Source organism: Bacillus gobiensis (assembly GCF_001278705.1).
GTDB classification, from domain to species: domain Bacteria; phylum Bacillota; class Bacilli; order Bacillales; family Bacillaceae; genus Bacillus; species Bacillus gobiensis.
Genome location: NZ_CP012600.1, coordinates 2,390,310 through 2,407,403 on the forward strand (window position 1 = coordinate 2,390,310; position 17,094 = coordinate 2,407,403).

Sequence of the window (17,094 nt, forward strand, 5' to 3'; positions counted from 1 at the left end):
CTATTGTGTCGTTTTAGGAATGAGAAAGAATAGTGCGCCGATCCCTAATAGGATTACACCGACAAACAGGCCCGTGATTAGAAATGATTGGTTGCTTTCGCCTTTCGAATCGATTTCTTCTTCACTCGCTTTCAATTTTCGCTGAAACGAGACATCGAGCTGCTTTGATTTAGCTGTTATCGTATTTGTCTCCTCTTTGGTCTCTTTAAACAGGTGATCGGCCAACAGCGTGTTTTTATTTGGTTTTTGCCCTTCAAATTTTAACATCAGCTGATCTTCTGAGAGCTGATTTTTTTGCTGATACAAGGAATCTTCATGTAAATAATCCGTGTTACGTTTTATTTCCTTTTCTTGATACTGATTCGGCTTGACATTTACGCCATTGCTATCCGCGTTTGCATATACGGGAAATGAGAAAAGAAAAGGGAGCAAAAAAAGCATTGTTCCCCTTTTTGAAAAATTACGCTTCATATCCGGTTTCGCTCTCCTCGGTTTTAGACGCTACATAGGCTGAAATGAAAGGTATTAAAAGCAATACCATTGTGATAACTGCCAATAGCGTAGTCCCCAATGCAAATAAATTGCCTGTATCGTATTGTATTGAAATATAAACAGCAGAAACCGGATCATGAAAATCAAAGTTTGGCATAACAAGATCAATTAACGGCGCCGTAAAGAACAGGATTAATCCTGCCGCTGCCAGCCACCCGACAATTGGAGTTAAAGTAAATGCCGTTTTTACAAGTGCAGAGCATGTAACCAATAGCAAAATGGTAAAAACAGACCATTGAATCGCTTGATCATCCGAAAGTGTGTAGATATTTAAGCTAAACAGGCTGATCATTAGGCCGACAATGATATTTAATAACCCAAACAATGCTCCTCTCACCAGCAGCGGGGCATTTCGATAATACTGGCTGAAATATCCGATAAGCAGGCTGCTGATAAGCAAAATAATCAATATCACGACTGGAGGAACTTTCTGGGTGGTCTCTGAAGGAACCTCCCCGCTAATTTGCAATGGATTTGCCAAATAATCATAGACATATCCGTTATTTTGCCCATCAACCAACGTATTGCCTAGAATCCCATAGACATCTTGCCGGATAAGCTTTGTTGAATAAACGTTTTGCGCCCAGTTGCGATTCAATGTATCCGATTTTTCCTGGACATCATTGACGCTTTGCTGAAGATTATTCGTATAATCAATGACTTCTTCTTGACGTTTAGATAATGAACTGATCGTATCTGATAATTCAAGCACTTCTTCTCCAATCGAATCTTGCATCTGTACAACGATTGTTCCGCCTAAGCCTTCCCCTTGAACCACGGTTTCTGCCGCACCCGTCGCTTGAGCGGGGTTACTCAGCTGTTCGGCTACACGGCCGGCACTCTCTGAAATCGCAGAAAGACTGTTCAAAATCTGTGTTTGTTCTTCACCAATGAAATTCTCATATCCATCAACAAATGAGGTCATTCCATTAATAAAGCTGTCGATCTCTTCATTTGAAGTAAGCATATTGTTTTTTAAATCCTGCCAGCTTGTCTCTTCTTCTTGATTGATAAACAGAACAGATTTCACCTTTTCCGACTGGTCATCAATTACTTTATTATTCTGTGATTCCGTCGATCTAGGGACAAACAATATATCATGATATTGGGAAAGATAGCCTGAGTACAACATTAGATCGTTAATATTTCTGCTGTGCAATGGCATATCAAAATATTTTTTCAGCTCTTCCTTGCGGCTGTCGCTAAGTGAAGGTGAATTCAAAATGTCTCGTTCTTTGTTGTTAATGAATTGATAAATTTCTTTATAATCATCGTTTCTGATGTCAATTTGCTCGTTTACTTCTTTTTTGAGACGAACGATTTCGTTATTCTTCTCATCAATTTGTTCTGTCAAATTTGTAATCGTCTCTTTTTGTTCATTTATGTTTTCTTCCAATACGCCTTTATCAGCAAGCAATTTGTTAACATTCTCAAGGGCATTCTTTTTGTCCGTTTCAATCACTTCGATCGTTTTTAAAAGGTCGTTGATATATTTTTTAAGCTCTTCGTTATTGCCGCTGTCATCGCCGAGCTTTTGGTTTATCTCAGTAACAGCTTGATCGATGCTTCCTTTAAAAGCTACAAGCTTGGTTTGGAGATCAGTTATTTCTTGATCGTTTTGCCCATTTTTCTTCGCTTCAAGCTCTGTAACCATAGACTGAATGCTTTGCGAAACATGACTCAATTGATCCAACTGATCACTTACATCCGGCACTTCCCATCCAGGGGGATCTGGTGAAGGATTATTTTCATCTTTATTTCCGGTTTCTGAATCTTGTGGTCCAGTTTCTTCATTTCCGCTTCCAGAATCTCCTGTTGCGGAAGCTTCTGTTCCTTCAATACTCGCGGGATCCAGCTCTGCTCCATCACCATTACTTTCCTCAGGCTCTTCCGGGTATTTGTTTTTTGGTTCTTCTGTCGGGTATTGAAGCTCCTGCCTTATTGGCAGAATTGTATTTTGAATCATTGTGAGCATGTACTGATTTGACGCGTGTTGATAATCGTTAATGAGCTGGCTTTGAATATCTCTAATCCCGCTTTGCTGCCGGGGAATTTGTGCTTCTCGAACATTTCGGAAGTTAGACATCACATCTGTTGTATGCCCTAATTGTGTCTGCAGCCCCCTCACGTTCGAGGTGAGTGAATTCATTTGAGTCGTAAATTGGTTTGACATTTGCTGCTGCTTCTCTGAAATCTCTTGCAGGCTTGTCTTAATTTGCGCTTCGTTCTCTGACTGTGAACTTAGCAATACCTCTCGCAGATTTTGCTGATATTCTTTGTATTGGTCCACGTTTTTAACAAATTCAGAAAGCTCTTCCTTCGCTTGATCTGTATTGTTTTTCCTTTCTTCTTTTGAAGCATCCGCACTTTCCATAGTATCTTTCAAAGTATTGATCATTTGCTGCTGCTGTTCGACTTCTCCGGCTAGATTAGTAGAGCTCGGTTTGTAAAAGCCTGTCATCGCATTCAGAAATTCGGCTTCTTTTGAGACAATTTTATCAAACTCATTTCTGACATTTTCAATCTCTTGTGATACATAGCTCCAATAAAGAGTGGACATCTGCTGATTCATTGACTTTTGGGCATCTTCCAGCTCTCTTTGTACTCTTTCTTTATTGACTGCATCCAGCCTTTCTTGGATAGCGAATCCGACTGTTGCCTTTTGTGGATGTTCTTTATTATAGCTTAAGATATTCTTTGAGAAATCAGACGGAATATATATGACAGCATCGTAATTTCTGTTTGCGAGTCCGTTTTCGGCCGCACTGCGACCCAGCATTGCCCAATCGTAGTCCGGCCGGCCTGAAAGAACTTGAGCAACCTCCCCTCCAAATCGAATCGTTTCCTTTTCCTCATCTACGCCCGCATCCTCATTAACTATGGCAATGCTGCGGGTGGCCTGGTTGGTTTGCTTCATTGGATCTTCCCCAATAAACTGGAAAAACAGGGAAGGGACAAGCAAGATAATGACCATTGTACAAATGATTTTTATCATGCTTTTTCTTTGTTCCGTCATATGGCTTTCTTCCTCTCTTTTGAACATAAAGGAATTTGTATCTTTCTCTCTTTCCCATTTTCGATTAAATAGCCATATCCGGGCTGAATCTCGGTTTCCTGGCGATCATATGGCAGTGGGATCATGTTTTGATCTGATTTCTTCATGAGCAGCACTGCTTGTCTTACCTGCTTCACTTCTGTGGTCAAAGAATCGTAGCCCTTTGAAAATTCGCTTGCATTTCCTGAGACAATCAGATGAAAGCCAAGATGGGCATATGATCTTATAAAAGATGTAATTTTATCCTGTATGGAAGCATCAATTGACTGTTGAAACCTTCCAAACCCGTCGATGACCAAAACGATGGAAGCGAATGAAAGATTTTGCACTTCTCTCTGCTGAACTGCCTCCAAATACATTGCTTCACGCGTTTTGAATACTTCTTCATTTTGAGTAAGCCATTCTTTCATTTCTTCTTTCGTGTCGATATTATTTATTTTTTCTTCCTGTGTAAACTCAGTCAATCCCCGGTCAATGCTGTCAAATACGCCAATTTGCTGAGTATCCCCGTCCAGAAGATATCTTAGCATCAGCTTTATGACATTCGTTTTTCCTTTTTGGGTCTGTCCCATTACAATACAATGCTTGGTTTTTGCAAGAGCCATATATACTGGCTGAACCGACTCTTCATCCAGCCCCAAAGGAATAAAGCCGTATTCTTTTCGACTAGGGACATAATTCTCTTCAAAGTCATACATTGATAACTCGGAAGGGAGCATTGGAATAGCTTTTGGCTTTTCTCTGTCTTCATATGTCATTCTTATTTGCTGAACCTGAGCCTTTAGTTCATCGAATAACTCGATGTCATCATCCGCTTCAACAGGCAGGAAGACTTGGGCAAAATAGGATGCGTCCTTTTTAATAATTACCCTTCCCGGAATCGGTTCTAGGCTGAATTTCGGTTTTCCGATGACTCCGTAAGCTTCTGTTTGATCCATTAAGTAATGAACAATTTTCGTTTTCAAATTGTTCATTAATGATTGGCGAACGGCATTTACCCTTGTTGCGCTTACGATCAAATAGATACCTAACGATTGTCCGTCCCTTGAAAATTTAATAAATTCCTGCTCGTAATCATACATTTCTTCTTTGACAACATCGAAGTTATCCAACACTAGAAAAATAATCGGAAGCTCGTCTTCAGCAAGAGCATTGTACAATTTAATATGGCTCATTTCCTTTTGGCGAAACAATTTTTTTCTGTGCTCTATTTCGTCTTTAACAAACCGCATAAACTTCTCCATTTTCCTCTTTTGGTCCAAAAGGAAATAGTCTGCGGTATGCGGAAGCTGAGCAAGAGGCAAAAGGGATCCGTTGCCAAAATCAAAAATATAGTAATGCAGCTCTTCTGGAGAGTACTCTTCAGCAAAGCTCATTAAAAGCGTCGTTACAGTTATCGATTTTCCGTAACCGGAAGATCCGAAAATGCCGATATTCCCATCCTCCATTATCTGATATGGATAAGGCGCTTGCTTTTGCAGATCCGGTTCATCTACATATGCAATGTGGAATACTTCTTTTTTATTAGATTTGTAGAGCATCTTAGAAATTCTTTCTTCCAACGGAGGCAGCCATGGGCTCGGAAGCCTCTTAATACCTAATTCTGACTGAACCCGTTCGATCTCTTCTGTCACTGCTTCTATTTCGATCTGTGAATTTTTTTGGGATTGAGATTCAGCAGTGACACCAGATAAAGGAATTAATCCTGTATCCGTCACAATCGCGATCTCATCTTCAGTTCCTGTTCTATCTTCCATATAGGGCGCGCCGCTCCAAGCCGATTGAAAGAGCTCATATACCTCATTATTTCCGACCTGCAAATATCCGCGGCCGGTTACTGTAATAGAAGCTGCATCGCTGTTTTTTAATATTTCTTTACTATCCTGCGCGTCTTGAACCTTAAGGGCTATCTTAAATCTGGAATTGCTCCAAATTTGATTATCGATAATTCCTCCCGGCTTCTGCGTGGCAAGAATCAAATGGACACCGAGACTGCGTCCAATCCTTGCCGCACTGACCAATTCACGGATAAATTCCGGCTCCTCGTTTTTTAATTCTGCAAATTCATCTGATATTAAAAAGAGGTGCGGCATGGCTTCTTGCGCAATTTTTTCCTTGTAAAGCTTCGTATAGTCGTTAATATGGTTCACCTTGAATTGATCAAAGAGCCTCTGCCTTTTTTTCAATTCACTTTTTATGCTGGCAAGCGCCCGTATACTGAAATTTTTGCTTCCTTCAATATTCGTAATGGTCCCAAGCAAATGCGGAATATTTTTAAAAGGCTGAGCCATTCCGCCGCCTTTATAGTCAATTAGCAGAAACGCAACTTCATGGGGGTGAAAATGTACAGCTAAAGAAAGAAGATACGTTTGCAAAAATTCACTCTTTCCGGAACCAGTCGTTCCCGCCAGCAATCCGTGCGGGCCATGTGCCTTTTCGTGAAGGTTTAAATATACAAGATCATCTTTTCCTTTATATCCAATTGGAACAGAAAGCGACTTCGCCGATTCACTGCTTGCCCATTTTTCCTTAATGCCAATTTCGTTTACGTCTCTCGTATGGAAGAGCTCTAAAAAAGAAACCATGTTTGGAATCGAATTTGTCATTCCAACTAAATGATTGAGCGTTCTGAGCGTTCTTGAAAATGTTTCATTACCTTTCTTGCTATGTTGATCAAGAGCAAACGGAATTTGTACCGCTTTTTTCTGTTCGATTAAAATATCTCCTTCGCGATCATTAATATAACGAACGAGTGTATAAATATGCTCAGGCAGGCTTTCTTTCGTATCAGCTGCCATAATCATGGAGAGGCCAAGATTTTTCGGTTCCCCCTCAAGGTATTCCAATATGACGTGCTCAGAAATCAGCTGATAATTTGTAATGATAAATACAAAATGCGGCTTAAATAGCAATTTCTCTTTATCATCCTCTAAATCACGCTCTCTCAACGTTTCATAGACGGAAGACAGGATTTGGTCTCTCGTCTGTTCATTATAAATAAAGCCCTTGGCATAGGAATTTGGCAGCTGAAAATGAGGCAGCCACTTCATCCACTCCCAATCTTTATATTCATTCTCATCAAAAATAAAGATCAAGCGGAGATCGTGATAGCTGTGAAAAAATGCAAGTTGCCCGATCAGCTGGTGAAGCTCATTTTTTACAATTGACTCTTTCCCTACAACTCCCATAGGCCCTTCTGCTAAATTGACAGTAACGGGAACGTTTTTCACTTTTTTATAGACTTTTTCCATTTTTTGTGTTTTTTCTAACAGCTCATCCGTATCACGATGAGCAAGATCTCCGCCATTCATAGAAATCTGATAGCTGGCTTCGACATCTCCTGTGCCGAGACGAATTTGCAGAAAATCGGCACTTTCCAATGATTTTTCCCAAATACGGCTGTCTATTTCCTTGGTTAAAAATTTCATACGTTCAAAACGGGGGAAATGGAAGGAAAGGACACTTTTTTGTTTGTCTGACAGCTCCTGCAATTCTTTCCGCTTATTTTCCAAATACAGCTTGTAAACTCTTTTCCGCTTTTCTTCCCGCTGTTTTTTCTGCGTTCTTTCTCTAAAATATTGTGCTGAAGACGTAATTAAGGTCGTAATGAACATCATGATCGAGACAATTATAAAGATTCCTCTTGGCTGGAGAAGGGCAACGATCCCAATGACAATCAGCATGACTAATGGAGGCATGATGATAATCCAAAAGCTTCTGCCTTCATAATCATTTTCTTGATACGGAAACGTAAATGTCACTTTTTCCTTTGGAAGTTCATATATCATACGTGGAGTTCTTCGAAAAAGCGGGTATTTCTTCTTCATCTCTGAGCTTGGTTTCATCGATCTTTCCAAAGTGGTTTCATAAGGTTCATAACTGACAACTTCCAGCAAATCATTTTCAATTAATTTAAATACTGTAAATTCCCAGAACAGCTCATCTCCGCTTTCAATTGGAGCAGGTGCGGTACACTTTATTCCGTTTACATACACCTCTTGATTCTCAGGAAGAACGTGCCATCTTCCGTTCGTATGCAGGAGGGAAAATCCCCCTTTTTCTGCAGAAAATAGCGGGCTCGTCCCTTTATAAAAGCTGGCTTTTTCTTTATCATCTGTCGAAAAACGAATGTCCTTCTTGTCCCCTAAATAGTAAAGAGACGTTTCAGCCTTGTCTTCCGTCAGAATGATGGTCATTTGTTTATTCTTATTTTTCAGCAAAAAAGGCTGGTTCTCCGTTATACTCCCCAGAGATTCTTCTCCTTCAAACAGATAATATCCGTCACTGCTATTATTTGGTTCTAAAGTAATGATTCCTTTTTCGAACGGAAAGCTTCGGATTGTGATTGTCTGCTGTAAATCAGGACCTATGGTGTAAGTTCGCGCAGGCTTCTGAGTTAATTTTATAGATTGATAGCCTTGGTCGTTGAAAACCCATAGCAGATCCATGTGTCTCCCTCCTGAAAAAAACCCTTTTAGTCGTTGATGGTTTTCCCTATTTATCAAATAGATTCTATATATTTTTATGGTAATTTAGTTGTTGTTGCCGGAATCCTGCTGATTTTCCGCTGCTGAATCATTGGATCCATCAGACTGCTCTCCCTCAGTTTGCTGCTCTTCCAATTCATTTCGATACTCTTGCAGTTCGCCTTCAATCTGTTTCACTTGCTGCTCCTTCTCTTGACTATCCAGCTCGCTGCTTGCCATAATTTCCTTTTGATAGTTAATAAGTCCATATGCAATCAGATCTCTATCCTCCAGCATACGTGCAATATCAATTGCTTCCTTGTTCTTCCCCCTGCCGATATTAATCCAGTACATAAAATATTGAGGGTCAGCTTGGAGCGTTAAGGTGTTTTCAATATTGCCCCTTTGTTCTTCGGTTAAAGATACTGTAACAATATACGAACGGGCGAGCTGATATTGGACGCCCTGCGGCATGCTTCTTTCATCATATTTTGATAGTTCGTTAATTACTTCGCTGTACTGATTGTTTAAGAAAAGCCTGTTACTTTCGACATATGCCTCTTGTCTCGGAATGGCAAAAAATAAAGAATAAAAGGAGTAGATAATGGCAGGAACAAGCAGTACAATAAGCCCAATTCCAATATACTTTTGCATACTCCATTTCTTTTTTGGGATGTGCAAAAGCAATTTTTCTTCGGCTTCGATTTCTTCTATCTTTTCTTTAATATACTCAAGAAGTTCCGTTTCGTTTTTTTTGGATAGGATTTCTTTGGCTGTTTCAGAAAGTTTTAATGTTTCATAGTATTTTAAATAGTCATGAAAGGGATATTTTTCATCCACCGAAAGTGCTATGAGCGCTTTCATCTCATTCATCAGGCGATCATGGTCAGTTTCATAGGGAGGAATGCTTTCTGTCACGCCATAATGCAAAAAAGCAGGTGTAAGACTATGGTCAAACACGATATTTTCCGGTGCAATAATCAAATGGAGCCTTTCCATTGAATGCTCCTGTACTTTTTTAACAAGCTGATAAGCAAATCGCCATTTGCTCTTTTGATCTTTCCTTTTAAGAATACGGTAATTTTGATATGTAGAAGGGGGATGAATGGTGACAAGCAACTCATCATCAGTTAGTTCTATTTTTTTCTCAAAAGCAGGGTCTACTTCCTTTATCATGGTTGCTTCCAAACCATCCAGAAGCTTGATTTTTTCGCGTTGAAAGGTGAAGGTATAGCCTTCATTTTCGTTCATAACTGCATCTATTTGTTCTTCGAGATATGTTTTTTTATCTTCCATTCCATTCGGACTCCCTCATAAAATTTCCACTCGGTCCCCTGTCGTAATACCGCATTCAGACATCGTTCTTTCCCCCGGAAACACTTGTTCTTTATTGATAATTCTTACCCAGCAGCCTTCACGCGGAGGAATCGAAATTTGTTTTGTCTGCCATACAATATCAATGACATTCTTAATCGAATGATAATTTGACAGCCTGATATCGAATGGATCACCGCTGTAGTTCTTCAAATCTATCGTAATCTCAATATACATAGTTTTCCACACTCCGAAACGAAAGAAGAGCGCCGTCATGTTATGAATTAGGCGCTCCTTTTATTCTTCAATTCATTCTAAATGACTAGCCGCGAATTTGCGACGCGATACCTTGGTCAGTATCTCTAAGTGTTTTCGCAGTGCTGTCAAGCTGGCGGGATACATCAGCAAGCAGCTGGGCCATTTGTTTGAAAGAAGGCTCTAATTCTTCATATTGCTGAGCAAACGCTCTGCTTGATTCACCTTCCCATTCATCTTGGAGCTGGCCGATCAAGTTTCTAAGAACTCCGATTTGCTCCTCAACTTTACCGCTTTCTTCCTGATACCTCTGCGCTTTTTCTTCTAATTGTTCCGGAGTGACACGAATGATTCCTGACATATTTCATCCTCCTTTGTTAATATGTAGCATGGTTATAATTAACAATACGTCTTTATTATAAAAACATGTCGAAAAGCCAGTCAAACTAATATGTTTTATTTCTTAAAAATAAGTATTTTAGATTAGTTAATTATGAAAATATTTGTGATTATTTTCATATAATAGGTAATATAGCATATGTTTTACCGAAGTAATTTTCGAAGAAATTCCCACTTTTTTTGTTTCTATTTTTCATAAACTTACTATTTATTAGTCTAATTTATTATTTTTATTGTTTTACCTTCTTACTTTCTTCATAATATATATAAAATCAGATGTATCAGCTTCTGCAGGTACTTCCTGATGTTTAATATCTTTAATAAGCGGTGAATGTCATGGACAAAAGCTACGATCCCTTCAAATACAGCTCAGACAGTCTTGAAGATGTTGCTGAGCAGATCAGCGATGTTCTCAAATGTCCGATCACAATCGAAGACGTCAATCACAGATTGCTTGCATACAGCACCCATAGCGACTCCACAGATCCCGCAAGAATTTCAACTATTATCGGAAGAAGAGTTCCTGAGAAAGTCATTCACAGCCTTTGGAAGGATGGCACCATTCCTGCCTTGCTTAAGAGCCAAGAACCGATCCATGTAAAAAACATTAAAGAGGTGGGTCTGGGCAATCGGGTCGCTATATCCATTTGGAAAAACAACGAGGTGCTTGGATTTATTTGGGCACAGGAAATTAATAAGTCACTTACTTCCAATGAATTGGACCTATTAAAAAAAGCAGCCAATGCCGTTCAAAATAAATTGCTTTATTTACAAAAAGGGAAGATGAAGAAGGAAGAACGAGAGCAAGAGTTTTTTTGGAAACTCTTGACCGGCAATACCCTTCGGCACGATGATATGGCAGATGGCTTTTATCAATTGAACAAGACGATGCCTCCGATCTATTCTGTTGTTTTGTTCAGATTTACAAAACCAATTACGGAAAAAATGGAGAAGCAGCTAAACTATTTACTAGAAACGACGCAGCTTGTACACATTTGTTTAGTGACGATCGATTATAATGAACTAATACTATTGGTATCTCCAAAAGAAGAACAGCCTTTGAATCAAATTAAGCAATTTTTAAGAGTCATGGAAAAACAAATGATGCAAAGGTACAATATAGAACATTTTGCAATGAGCATTGGCGGTATTTACAGCGATATCTCATCTGTTCATATCGCCTATAAGGAAGCACTGGCTGTATTAAAGGTAAAGGAGCGCTATTTATCCGATGCAGAACACCTGATGAGCTTTTCTGAATTAGGTATCTATCAATATCTTGACGTACTTGCAGAAAAACGAAAGCATAACAGGTCTCCGAACTATCCCTTATCTCAGCTGGAGAAATATGATAATGAGCATCATTCAAACCTAATTGAAACCCTTGAAACCTTTATTGATTCAGACAGTAACGTCAAAACCGCAGCAAAACAGCTTAATGTTCATGTCAATACGCTGAACTACCGATTGAAACGCATACAAGAGATTACAGGGTTAGACCTAAAAAATGTAAATGAAAAATTTTCGATTTTACTAGAGATTAAGATCCGAAACATGGGTTTGTGAAATTTCACAAATCCATGTTTTTTATTTTTTTATTTCGAACAAAGAAATTACGATATAAAAGAGATAAACTATAAATAACTAAAGTTTCAGAAAATTAACCTGGAAATAATAACAAGGAGGATCAATAGCATGATAATAGGCGTTCCAAAAGAAATTAAAAACAACGAAAACAGAGTTGCGCTTACACCTGGAAGTGCTTCACAATTAATTGCATCAGGTCATCGTGTACTGGTTGAGCAGGACGCGGGCCTTGGAAGCGGATTTGATAATGCGGATTACATGTCTGTAGGAGCTGAGATCATTACAGAAGCAAAATCAGTTTGGGATTCTTCTGAAATGATTTTGAAAGTAAAAGAACCTCTGCAAGAGGAGTATGTATACTTTCGGGAGAATTTAATTTTATTTACTTACCTTCATCTGGCTGCAGAGCCATCCTTAGCGAAGGCGTTAAAAGAAAAAGGTGTTACTGCGATTGCTTATGAAACTGTCAGCGATGGCCGTTCACTGCCGCTGCTTACGCCAATGTCCGAGGTGGCCGGAAGAATGGCAGCACAAATCGGTGCGCAATTTTTAGAAAAGCCAAAAGGCGGCCGCGGAATATTGCTTGGAGGAGTCCCTGGGGTAGCAAGAGGAAAAGTGACAATTATCGGCGGTGGTGTCGTTGGAACAAACGCAGCAAAAACAGCCGTTGGACTCGGTGCCGACGTTACAATGATCGATCTTAATGCGGATCGTCTCCGCCAGCTGGATGATATTTTCGGCCATCAAATAAAAACGCTTATGTCCAACCCTGTGAATATTGCCGACAGTGTGGCAGAAGCTGATTTGTTAATCTGTGCCGTCTTAATTCCGGGAGCAAAAGCACCAACCCTCGTAACGGAAGAAATGGTTAAGCAAATGAAACAAGGTTCTGTGATTGTAGATGTGGCCATTGATCAAGGCGGCATTGTTGAAACAGTCGATCACATCACTACCCATGATCAGCCAACCTATGAAAAGCACGGCATCCTTCATTACGCTGTAGCCAATATGCCAGGTGCCGTTCCAAGAACATCAACCGTGGCATTGACGAATGTGACTATTCCGTATGCATTACAAATTGCAAATAAAGGAGTTAAGAATGCCATAAATGAAAACGCGGCTTTGAAATCAGGCGTCAATGTAATGAACGGAGAAATCACTTACCAAGCAGTAGCCAGAGATCTCGGATACAACTACGTCCCGGTTGATGATGCTGTTAAAAGCTTTGTATAATTGCTAAAGACAAGCGTTTCATTAGATCATTCTATTGAAACGCTTTTTTGGCTTGCCTCTGCCCGGGCAAAAAACGATGGCCGGAATAATATATTACTAGATTTTTTTATAGTATGGTTGATTAATATGACAAAATCCGCTACAATTTTACAAGCATAAACTAATATACTGGATAATTTTTGTGATCAGTATTATATGATTGGCCATGTAAGGGGGCAAAACGATATGGCAACAGCAATTCGAATTCAACGCTATTTTTTATCCGAATACGATCGAGAAAAGCTTGAGGAAAAGGTTGCAAAAGAAAAGCCTGAATTGGAAAAATATATCCTTGAAATGGATGATGAACAATTAACCGAACTTGCGTCAAGGTAAAGAGATTCGCTCTTTCCTTTTTCTTATATGATTAAAAAAACTGCGCGGAAATAGCGCAGTTTTTTTATCTTCAAAGCGAAGCGCAGAAGGATATTCCAATCGGGCAGGTAGAGTCTCAACCAGTTTCCCCTTGTTAAAACGAGTTCATTGAAGCTTCTCAAACCTTTCTACAAAAGAAGCGAGCGTTCTTGCCATGACACCGGTTCCCCCTGCAGGACCTAAGGATGATCCGTTTTTTGTTGTCGCAGTACCTGCAATATCAAGATGCACCCAAGGAGTCTTCTCAGCAAATTCCCCGATAAAGGTTCCGGCCATAATGGCATGCCCCTCTCTGCCCGGTGAATTATTCAAATCGGCCATCAGACTGTTTTTTACTCGTTTCTTATCCTTCTCCGTAATCGGCAATTGCCAGATCGGCTCACCACAATCTTCAGATACAGACACAATTTGCTGGAAAAGCTTCTGGCTATTTGTCATCGCTCCCGTTATCTCCGTTCCTAAGGCGACAACCACTCCTCCTGTCAACGTAGCTACATCTATAAGCACTGAAGCCCCATGCTGCTTTGCATAAGTAATTCCATCAGCTAACACAAGCCGTCCTTCAGCATCGGTATTTAATATTTCAACCGTTTTCCCGCTTAACGTAACAATCACGTCATCAGGCTTCATCGCACTAGAAGAGATCATATTATCTGTCGAAGGAATGACAGCCACAACATTTTGTTCTGGCTTTAATTCTCCGATGATTTCCATAGCACCAAGGACAGAGGCTGCTCCTCCCATATCAGATTTCATCCCGACAATGCCGTCCCTCGGTTTTATGCTGTATCCACCCGTGTCAAAGGTAATTCCTTTTCCAACGAGACCGATAACATCATCCCACGTTTCTTTTCCTTGGTACTTCAATACAATCATTTTAGGAGGCTCGCTTGACCCTTGATTGACCGCAAGCAAACCGCCCATGCCAAGCTCCTCAAGTTCTTTTTTATCCAAAACCTCATAATCGAAATGATATTTATTAGCAAGATTAATTGCATAGTCTGCTAAATCGGCTGCAGTCAGTAAATTTCCTGGAAGGTTCACAAGAGTTCTCGCGGAATTGGCACCTTTCCCGTACACGCTTCCTACTTCCAAGCTTGCTTGGATTTCATTGAGATCCAGATCTGTATGTACAAATACGTTTTCGATTGGTTTTTCCGGTTCATTTGACTTTTGTTTATAATTCTGAATCGTGTATGTAGACCTATGAAAGGTTTCAGACAAAGCATGTGCAGCTTCTTCACCACTTACGTTCCCGGAAAGAAAGCTGTCCAGCGCCATCGTCAGTGACTGGCTATTCTTATCCTTTTGCAGCAGCCGGAATACAAGCGAAAAAGCATCGATCGTATCTTGATAAGAATAATCTGCTTCTCTCCCAAGCCCGACAAAATAAATCCGCTTGGTTTCAGTGAGCCCCAGTGTAAACAGTTTGGAGGTACTCCCCCTTTTGGAGGTAATATCGCCATCCTTTAACAGGCCGGTAATTTGACCATCCAGCAGCTCATCCAGCTGCTTTGCCTTACCTGCCAATTGGCTCTTTTGAAATAAACCGATAACCAATGTTTCTTGGCCTTCGTGTTGAGTATCATTTATTGCATAAAACATTTGGAATCACTCCTTTAGTTTATAAGGAAGAATGGTATAATAAAAATGATAAATCAGCATGGATTTTTGCTGCTTTCTGTTTATTTTACCAGTTCCTATTATAGGTGACCAATTCGTATGATTTTTCAGGTGCAGCAAGTTAATTATTAAATGATATATAGAGAAAGGATGTACGAAAGCATTTGGAATTATTGACAAATTTCCCTCTAGTAGCAAGCCTGGTCGCGATACTATTCGCGCAATTCGTAAAGGTGCCCATTCAATTTATTGCCACAAGAAAAATTGACTGGAAGCTGGTCACCAGTACAGGAGGAATGCCGAGCTCCCATTCAGCTGCTGTAACAGCCTTAACAACCGGGGTTGCAATCGAGCAGGGGCTTAATTCTCCATTATTTGCTGTGGCGACTATTTTTGCCGTCATAACGATGTTTGACGCGACAGGTGTAAGAAGGCACGCCGGTGAACAAGCAACCGCAATTAATAAATTAATCTTTGACTTCAACAGATTTGTCAGTGAAGCAAAGGATTTTCCTAATGCTGGAGAAGATGAAAAGCAAAAGAAATTAAAAGAATTATTAGGGCATCAGCCGATCGAAGTTTTTTTTGGAGGGTTAACCGGAATCGCCTTGGCACTTATATTAAATTTTTATTTTAACTAAAGTGATTCCTTAGCGCGAAACGGGCAGCTATCCCCTTTTTTGGGGATGACTGCCCGTAAAATCATAAGATAATCTTTATTTCTTTTCAATTTTGTTTTGGTCTCTTAACACTTGTAAAGTTTTATCTTCGTTCAGCCGTGTTAATGTCTCTTCATCCAATTTACCGCTTCCTTTTCTTACAACAATTACATCGACAGTTTTTTTGCCCCATTTGTCATAAACGTCATCCACCGTTTCAAAGTAAAGGTCAAGACGATGTCCCTTGATTGCTGAACCGGTATCTGCAACTACTCCGTAGCCGTAGCCTGGAATGAAAAGAATCGTCCCTATCGGAAAAATGGATGGGTCAGCAGCTACCGTTGAAAATATATCCCTTTTTACTTTTACCCCTGAGTATGTAATGCCATATTGAGGGTGATTGGTATTCTTCCCAGTCGATTCAACTCCTGCTGTATATCCCGTCGCTACGACTTTCTGCTTGGGATACTTACTCAAGTCAAAAGCTTCGAGCTTTTTTGATGCCGCTTTAGCGTCTTCTTGAGCAGCGAATACTTGCGTTTCTGCAGCTTCCCCTGTGTTAAATTTTTTAAACATGATTCCCACTTGCTTAATAGATAGCTCCTGCTGTTCTTTTATCCATTTTGATAAATCCTTGGCTTCTACCCCAGATACGGCAAAGAAAGTCGTCATTGCGGCCAAAAGAAACAAACTGAGCATCATTGTCCGTTTTGCTAATTGAATTGTATTTTTCATTTTTTCTCTCCTCCCATCTACTATTCGTTTCCAGATAAGAGAAAAAATATTCAAAAAATACACATCACAGTGAAATACAAAAAAACCTTCTTCAAACTGAAGAAAGCTAAAACATTTGATATCCCCTTTTTCTCAACGACTTTATAGCTATCCCTGACATGACAGCTCCGATCAGTCCGCTCGTTAATATTAATACGTCCGCTGCGGCTAATGATCCAAATTTCACAATAAGATTTGGAAAAGATTCTAACGGTGTCCGCACGAAATCAATCAGCTTTTGATCATTAATAATGAATGCGCATACAATTGGATAGATAAGAGCCATAATCCACGACATTCTGAGCAGCATATTTAGTAAAAAGCCAATTCCAAAAAATAACACAAAAAATAAAACGACTGAAATCAGTACAACCGGTAAACTAATCACTTTTCTTCTCCCTCCCCACGTTAAGTGTACACAGAAGGCATAATGGGAGTCAATGTACTGTGATTAATGAATTTCACCGGTGCCCTTGCAATGATTACACGTTTCAGATCCGCCAAGCAGGAGCTGAAAATATCCGTTCCCAGAACAGTAAATACATGGTTTTGATTCAGACTTTGAATTTGATTTCATAATTACTCCTCTTATTAGAATTTTCTGATAATATATCATACTCTCGCTTTCTGAACAAAGTTAGAAAATGTAACATTAAATCTCATGAGAGCGCAAACATATATGATTTTCTCCTTCGTTCTTATATTTTCTTAGATTTTTGTGATTTTGTGATGCTGGTTATTGTTATAATATCTTTTCTATTTC

14 protein-coding genes are annotated in these 17,094 nt (G+C 39.7%); 4 read left to right on the top strand and 10 right to left on the bottom strand.

Annotated elements, in window-relative coordinates:
- The 6 genes from essA to AM592_RS12080 form a co-directional block, all read right to left on the bottom strand.
- Nucleotides 1–471, bottom strand: coding sequence for a type VII secretion protein EssA (gene essA / locus AM592_RS12055; RefSeq protein WP_053604009.1), 471 nt, complete (start codon nucleotides 469–471; stop codon nucleotides 1–3).
- Complete coding sequence (gene esaA, locus AM592_RS12060) at nucleotides 461–3,568, bottom strand: type VII secretion protein EsaA (protein WP_053604010.1); 3,108 nt, start codon at nucleotides 3,566–3,568, stop codon at nucleotides 461–463. Before esaA ends, essA begins: the two co-directional genes overlap by 11 nt.
- Nucleotides 3,565–8,055, bottom strand: coding sequence for a type VII secretion protein EssC (gene essC / locus AM592_RS12065; RefSeq protein ID WP_053604011.1), 4,491 nt, complete (start codon nucleotides 8,053–8,055; stop codon nucleotides 3,565–3,567). The genes esaA and essC overlap by 4 nt, the downstream gene beginning before the upstream one ends.
- Nucleotides 8,056–8,139: 84 nt before the next feature.
- Nucleotides 8,140–9,369 (bottom strand): type VII secretion protein EssB, encoded by a 1,230-nt coding sequence (essB, locus tag AM592_RS12070; protein ID WP_053604012.1) that lies wholly within the window; start codon nucleotides 9,367–9,369, stop codon nucleotides 8,140–8,142.
- Between the two features lie 15 nt (nucleotides 9,370–9,384).
- Complete coding sequence (locus AM592_RS12075; protein ID WP_053606097.1) at nucleotides 9,385–9,624, bottom strand: ESX secretion system protein YukD; 240 nt, start codon at nucleotides 9,622–9,624, stop codon at nucleotides 9,385–9,387.
- Nucleotides 9,625–9,709: 85 nt separating this feature from the next.
- Nucleotides 9,710–10,003: a WXG100 family type VII secretion target gene (locus tag AM592_RS12080; protein ID WP_053604013.1), complete on the bottom strand. Its 294-nt coding sequence runs from the start codon at nucleotides 10,001–10,003 to the stop codon at nucleotides 9,710–9,712.
- Between the two features lie 374 nt (nucleotides 10,004–10,377).
- Between AM592_RS12080 and AM592_RS12085 the strand changes: the two genes are divergently transcribed.
- The 3 genes from AM592_RS12085 to AM592_RS24150 all read left to right on the top strand — a co-directional run bounded on the left by AM592_RS12085 (nucleotide 10,378) and on the right by AM592_RS24150 (nucleotide 13,236).
- Nucleotides 10,378–11,607 carry a sporulation transcriptional activator AdeR gene (locus AM592_RS12085; RefSeq protein ID WP_053604014.1) on the top strand — a complete coding sequence of 410 codons (1,230 nt, stop codon included), beginning with the start codon at nucleotides 10,378–10,380 and terminating at the stop codon, nucleotides 11,605–11,607.
- 129 nt (nucleotides 11,608–11,736) lie between these two features.
- A complete protein-coding gene (ald, locus tag AM592_RS12090) occupies nucleotides 11,737–12,861 on the top strand; it encodes an alanine dehydrogenase (protein WP_053604015.1) in 1,125 nt (374 codons plus the stop codon).
- A gap of 225 nt (nucleotides 12,862–13,086) precedes the next feature.
- The gene (locus AM592_RS24150; RefSeq protein WP_158320303.1) at nucleotides 13,087–13,236 is read left to right on the top strand and encodes a hypothetical protein; all 150 of its coding nucleotides are present in this window, start codon (nucleotides 13,087–13,089) and stop codon (nucleotides 13,234–13,236) included.
- 144 nt (nucleotides 13,237–13,380) lie between these two features.
- Here the strand turns inward: AM592_RS24150 and AM592_RS12095 are convergent, their stop codons facing one another.
- Nucleotides 13,381–14,880 (bottom strand): leucyl aminopeptidase, encoded by a 1,500-nt coding sequence (locus AM592_RS12095; protein WP_053604016.1) that lies wholly within the window; start codon nucleotides 14,878–14,880, stop codon nucleotides 13,381–13,383.
- A 182-nt stretch (nucleotides 14,881–15,062) separates the two neighbouring features.
- Here AM592_RS12095 and AM592_RS12100 point away from each other — a divergent pair, with 182 nt between their 5' ends.
- Nucleotides 15,063–15,539, top strand: a complete 477-nt coding sequence (locus AM592_RS12100; RefSeq protein WP_053604017.1) for a divergent PAP2 family protein — start codon at nucleotides 15,063–15,065, stop codon at nucleotides 15,537–15,539.
- A 75-nt stretch (nucleotides 15,540–15,614) separates the two neighbouring features.
- Here AM592_RS12100 and AM592_RS12105 read toward each other — a convergent pair whose 3' ends face one another.
- From AM592_RS12105 to AM592_RS24155, 3 genes are all read right to left on the bottom strand, one after another.
- On the bottom strand, nucleotides 15,615–16,292 hold the full coding sequence (locus AM592_RS12105) for a 3D domain-containing protein (protein WP_053604018.1): 678 nt from the start codon (nucleotides 16,290–16,292) through the stop codon (nucleotides 15,615–15,617).
- A gap of 106 nt (nucleotides 16,293–16,398) precedes the next feature.
- Nucleotides 16,399–16,719 carry a YuiB family protein gene (locus AM592_RS12110; RefSeq protein ID WP_053604019.1) on the bottom strand — a complete coding sequence of 107 codons (321 nt, stop codon included), beginning with the start codon at nucleotides 16,717–16,719 and terminating at the stop codon, nucleotides 16,399–16,401.
- Between the two features lie 63 nt (nucleotides 16,720–16,782).
- Nucleotides 16,783–16,908: a YuiA family protein gene (locus AM592_RS24155; RefSeq protein ID WP_158320304.1), complete on the bottom strand. Its 126-nt coding sequence runs from the start codon at nucleotides 16,906–16,908 to the stop codon at nucleotides 16,783–16,785.
- Nucleotides 16,909–17,094 lie beyond the last annotated feature (186 nt).

Bases quoted from the DNA above. Each gene is read 5' to 3' on its own strand.
- ald (WP_053604015.1), top strand. From the start codon at position 11,737: ATGATAATAGGCGTTCCAAAAGAAATTAAAAACAACGAAAACAGAGTT.
- essB (WP_053604012.1), bottom strand. From the start codon at position 9,369: ATGGAAGATAAAAAAACATATCTCGAAGAACAAATAGATGCAGTTATG.
- AM592_RS12085 (WP_053604014.1), top strand. From the start codon at position 10,378: ATGGACAAAAGCTACGATCCCTTCAAATACAGCTCAGACAGTCTTGAA.
- essC (WP_053604011.1), bottom strand. From the start codon at position 8,055: ATGGATCTGCTATGGGTTTTCAACGACCAAGGCTATCAATCTATAAAA.
- essA (WP_053604009.1), bottom strand. From the start codon at position 471: ATGAAGCGTAATTTTTCAAAAAGGGGAACAATGCTTTTTTTGCTCCCT.
- AM592_RS24150 (WP_158320303.1), top strand. From the start codon at position 13,087: ATGGCAACAGCAATTCGAATTCAACGCTATTTTTTATCCGAATACGAT.
- AM592_RS12080 (WP_053604013.1), bottom strand. From the start codon at position 10,003: ATGTCAGGAATCATTCGTGTCACTCCGGAACAATTAGAAGAAAAAGCG.
- AM592_RS24155 (WP_158320304.1), bottom strand. From the start codon at position 16,908: ATGAAATCAAATTCAAAGTCTGAATCAAAACCATGTATTTACTGTTCT.
- AM592_RS12105 (WP_053604018.1), bottom strand. From the start codon at position 16,292: ATGAAAAATACAATTCAATTAGCAAAACGGACAATGATGCTCAGTTTG.
- AM592_RS12095 (WP_053604016.1), bottom strand. From the start codon at position 14,880: ATGTTTTATGCAATAAATGATACTCAACACGAAGGCCAAGAAACATTG.
- AM592_RS12075 (WP_053606097.1), bottom strand. From the start codon at position 9,624: ATGTATATTGAGATTACGATAGATTTGAAGAACTACAGCGGTGATCCA.
- esaA (WP_053604010.1), bottom strand. From the start codon at position 3,568: ATGACGGAACAAAGAAAAAGCATGATAAAAATCATTTGTACAATGGTC.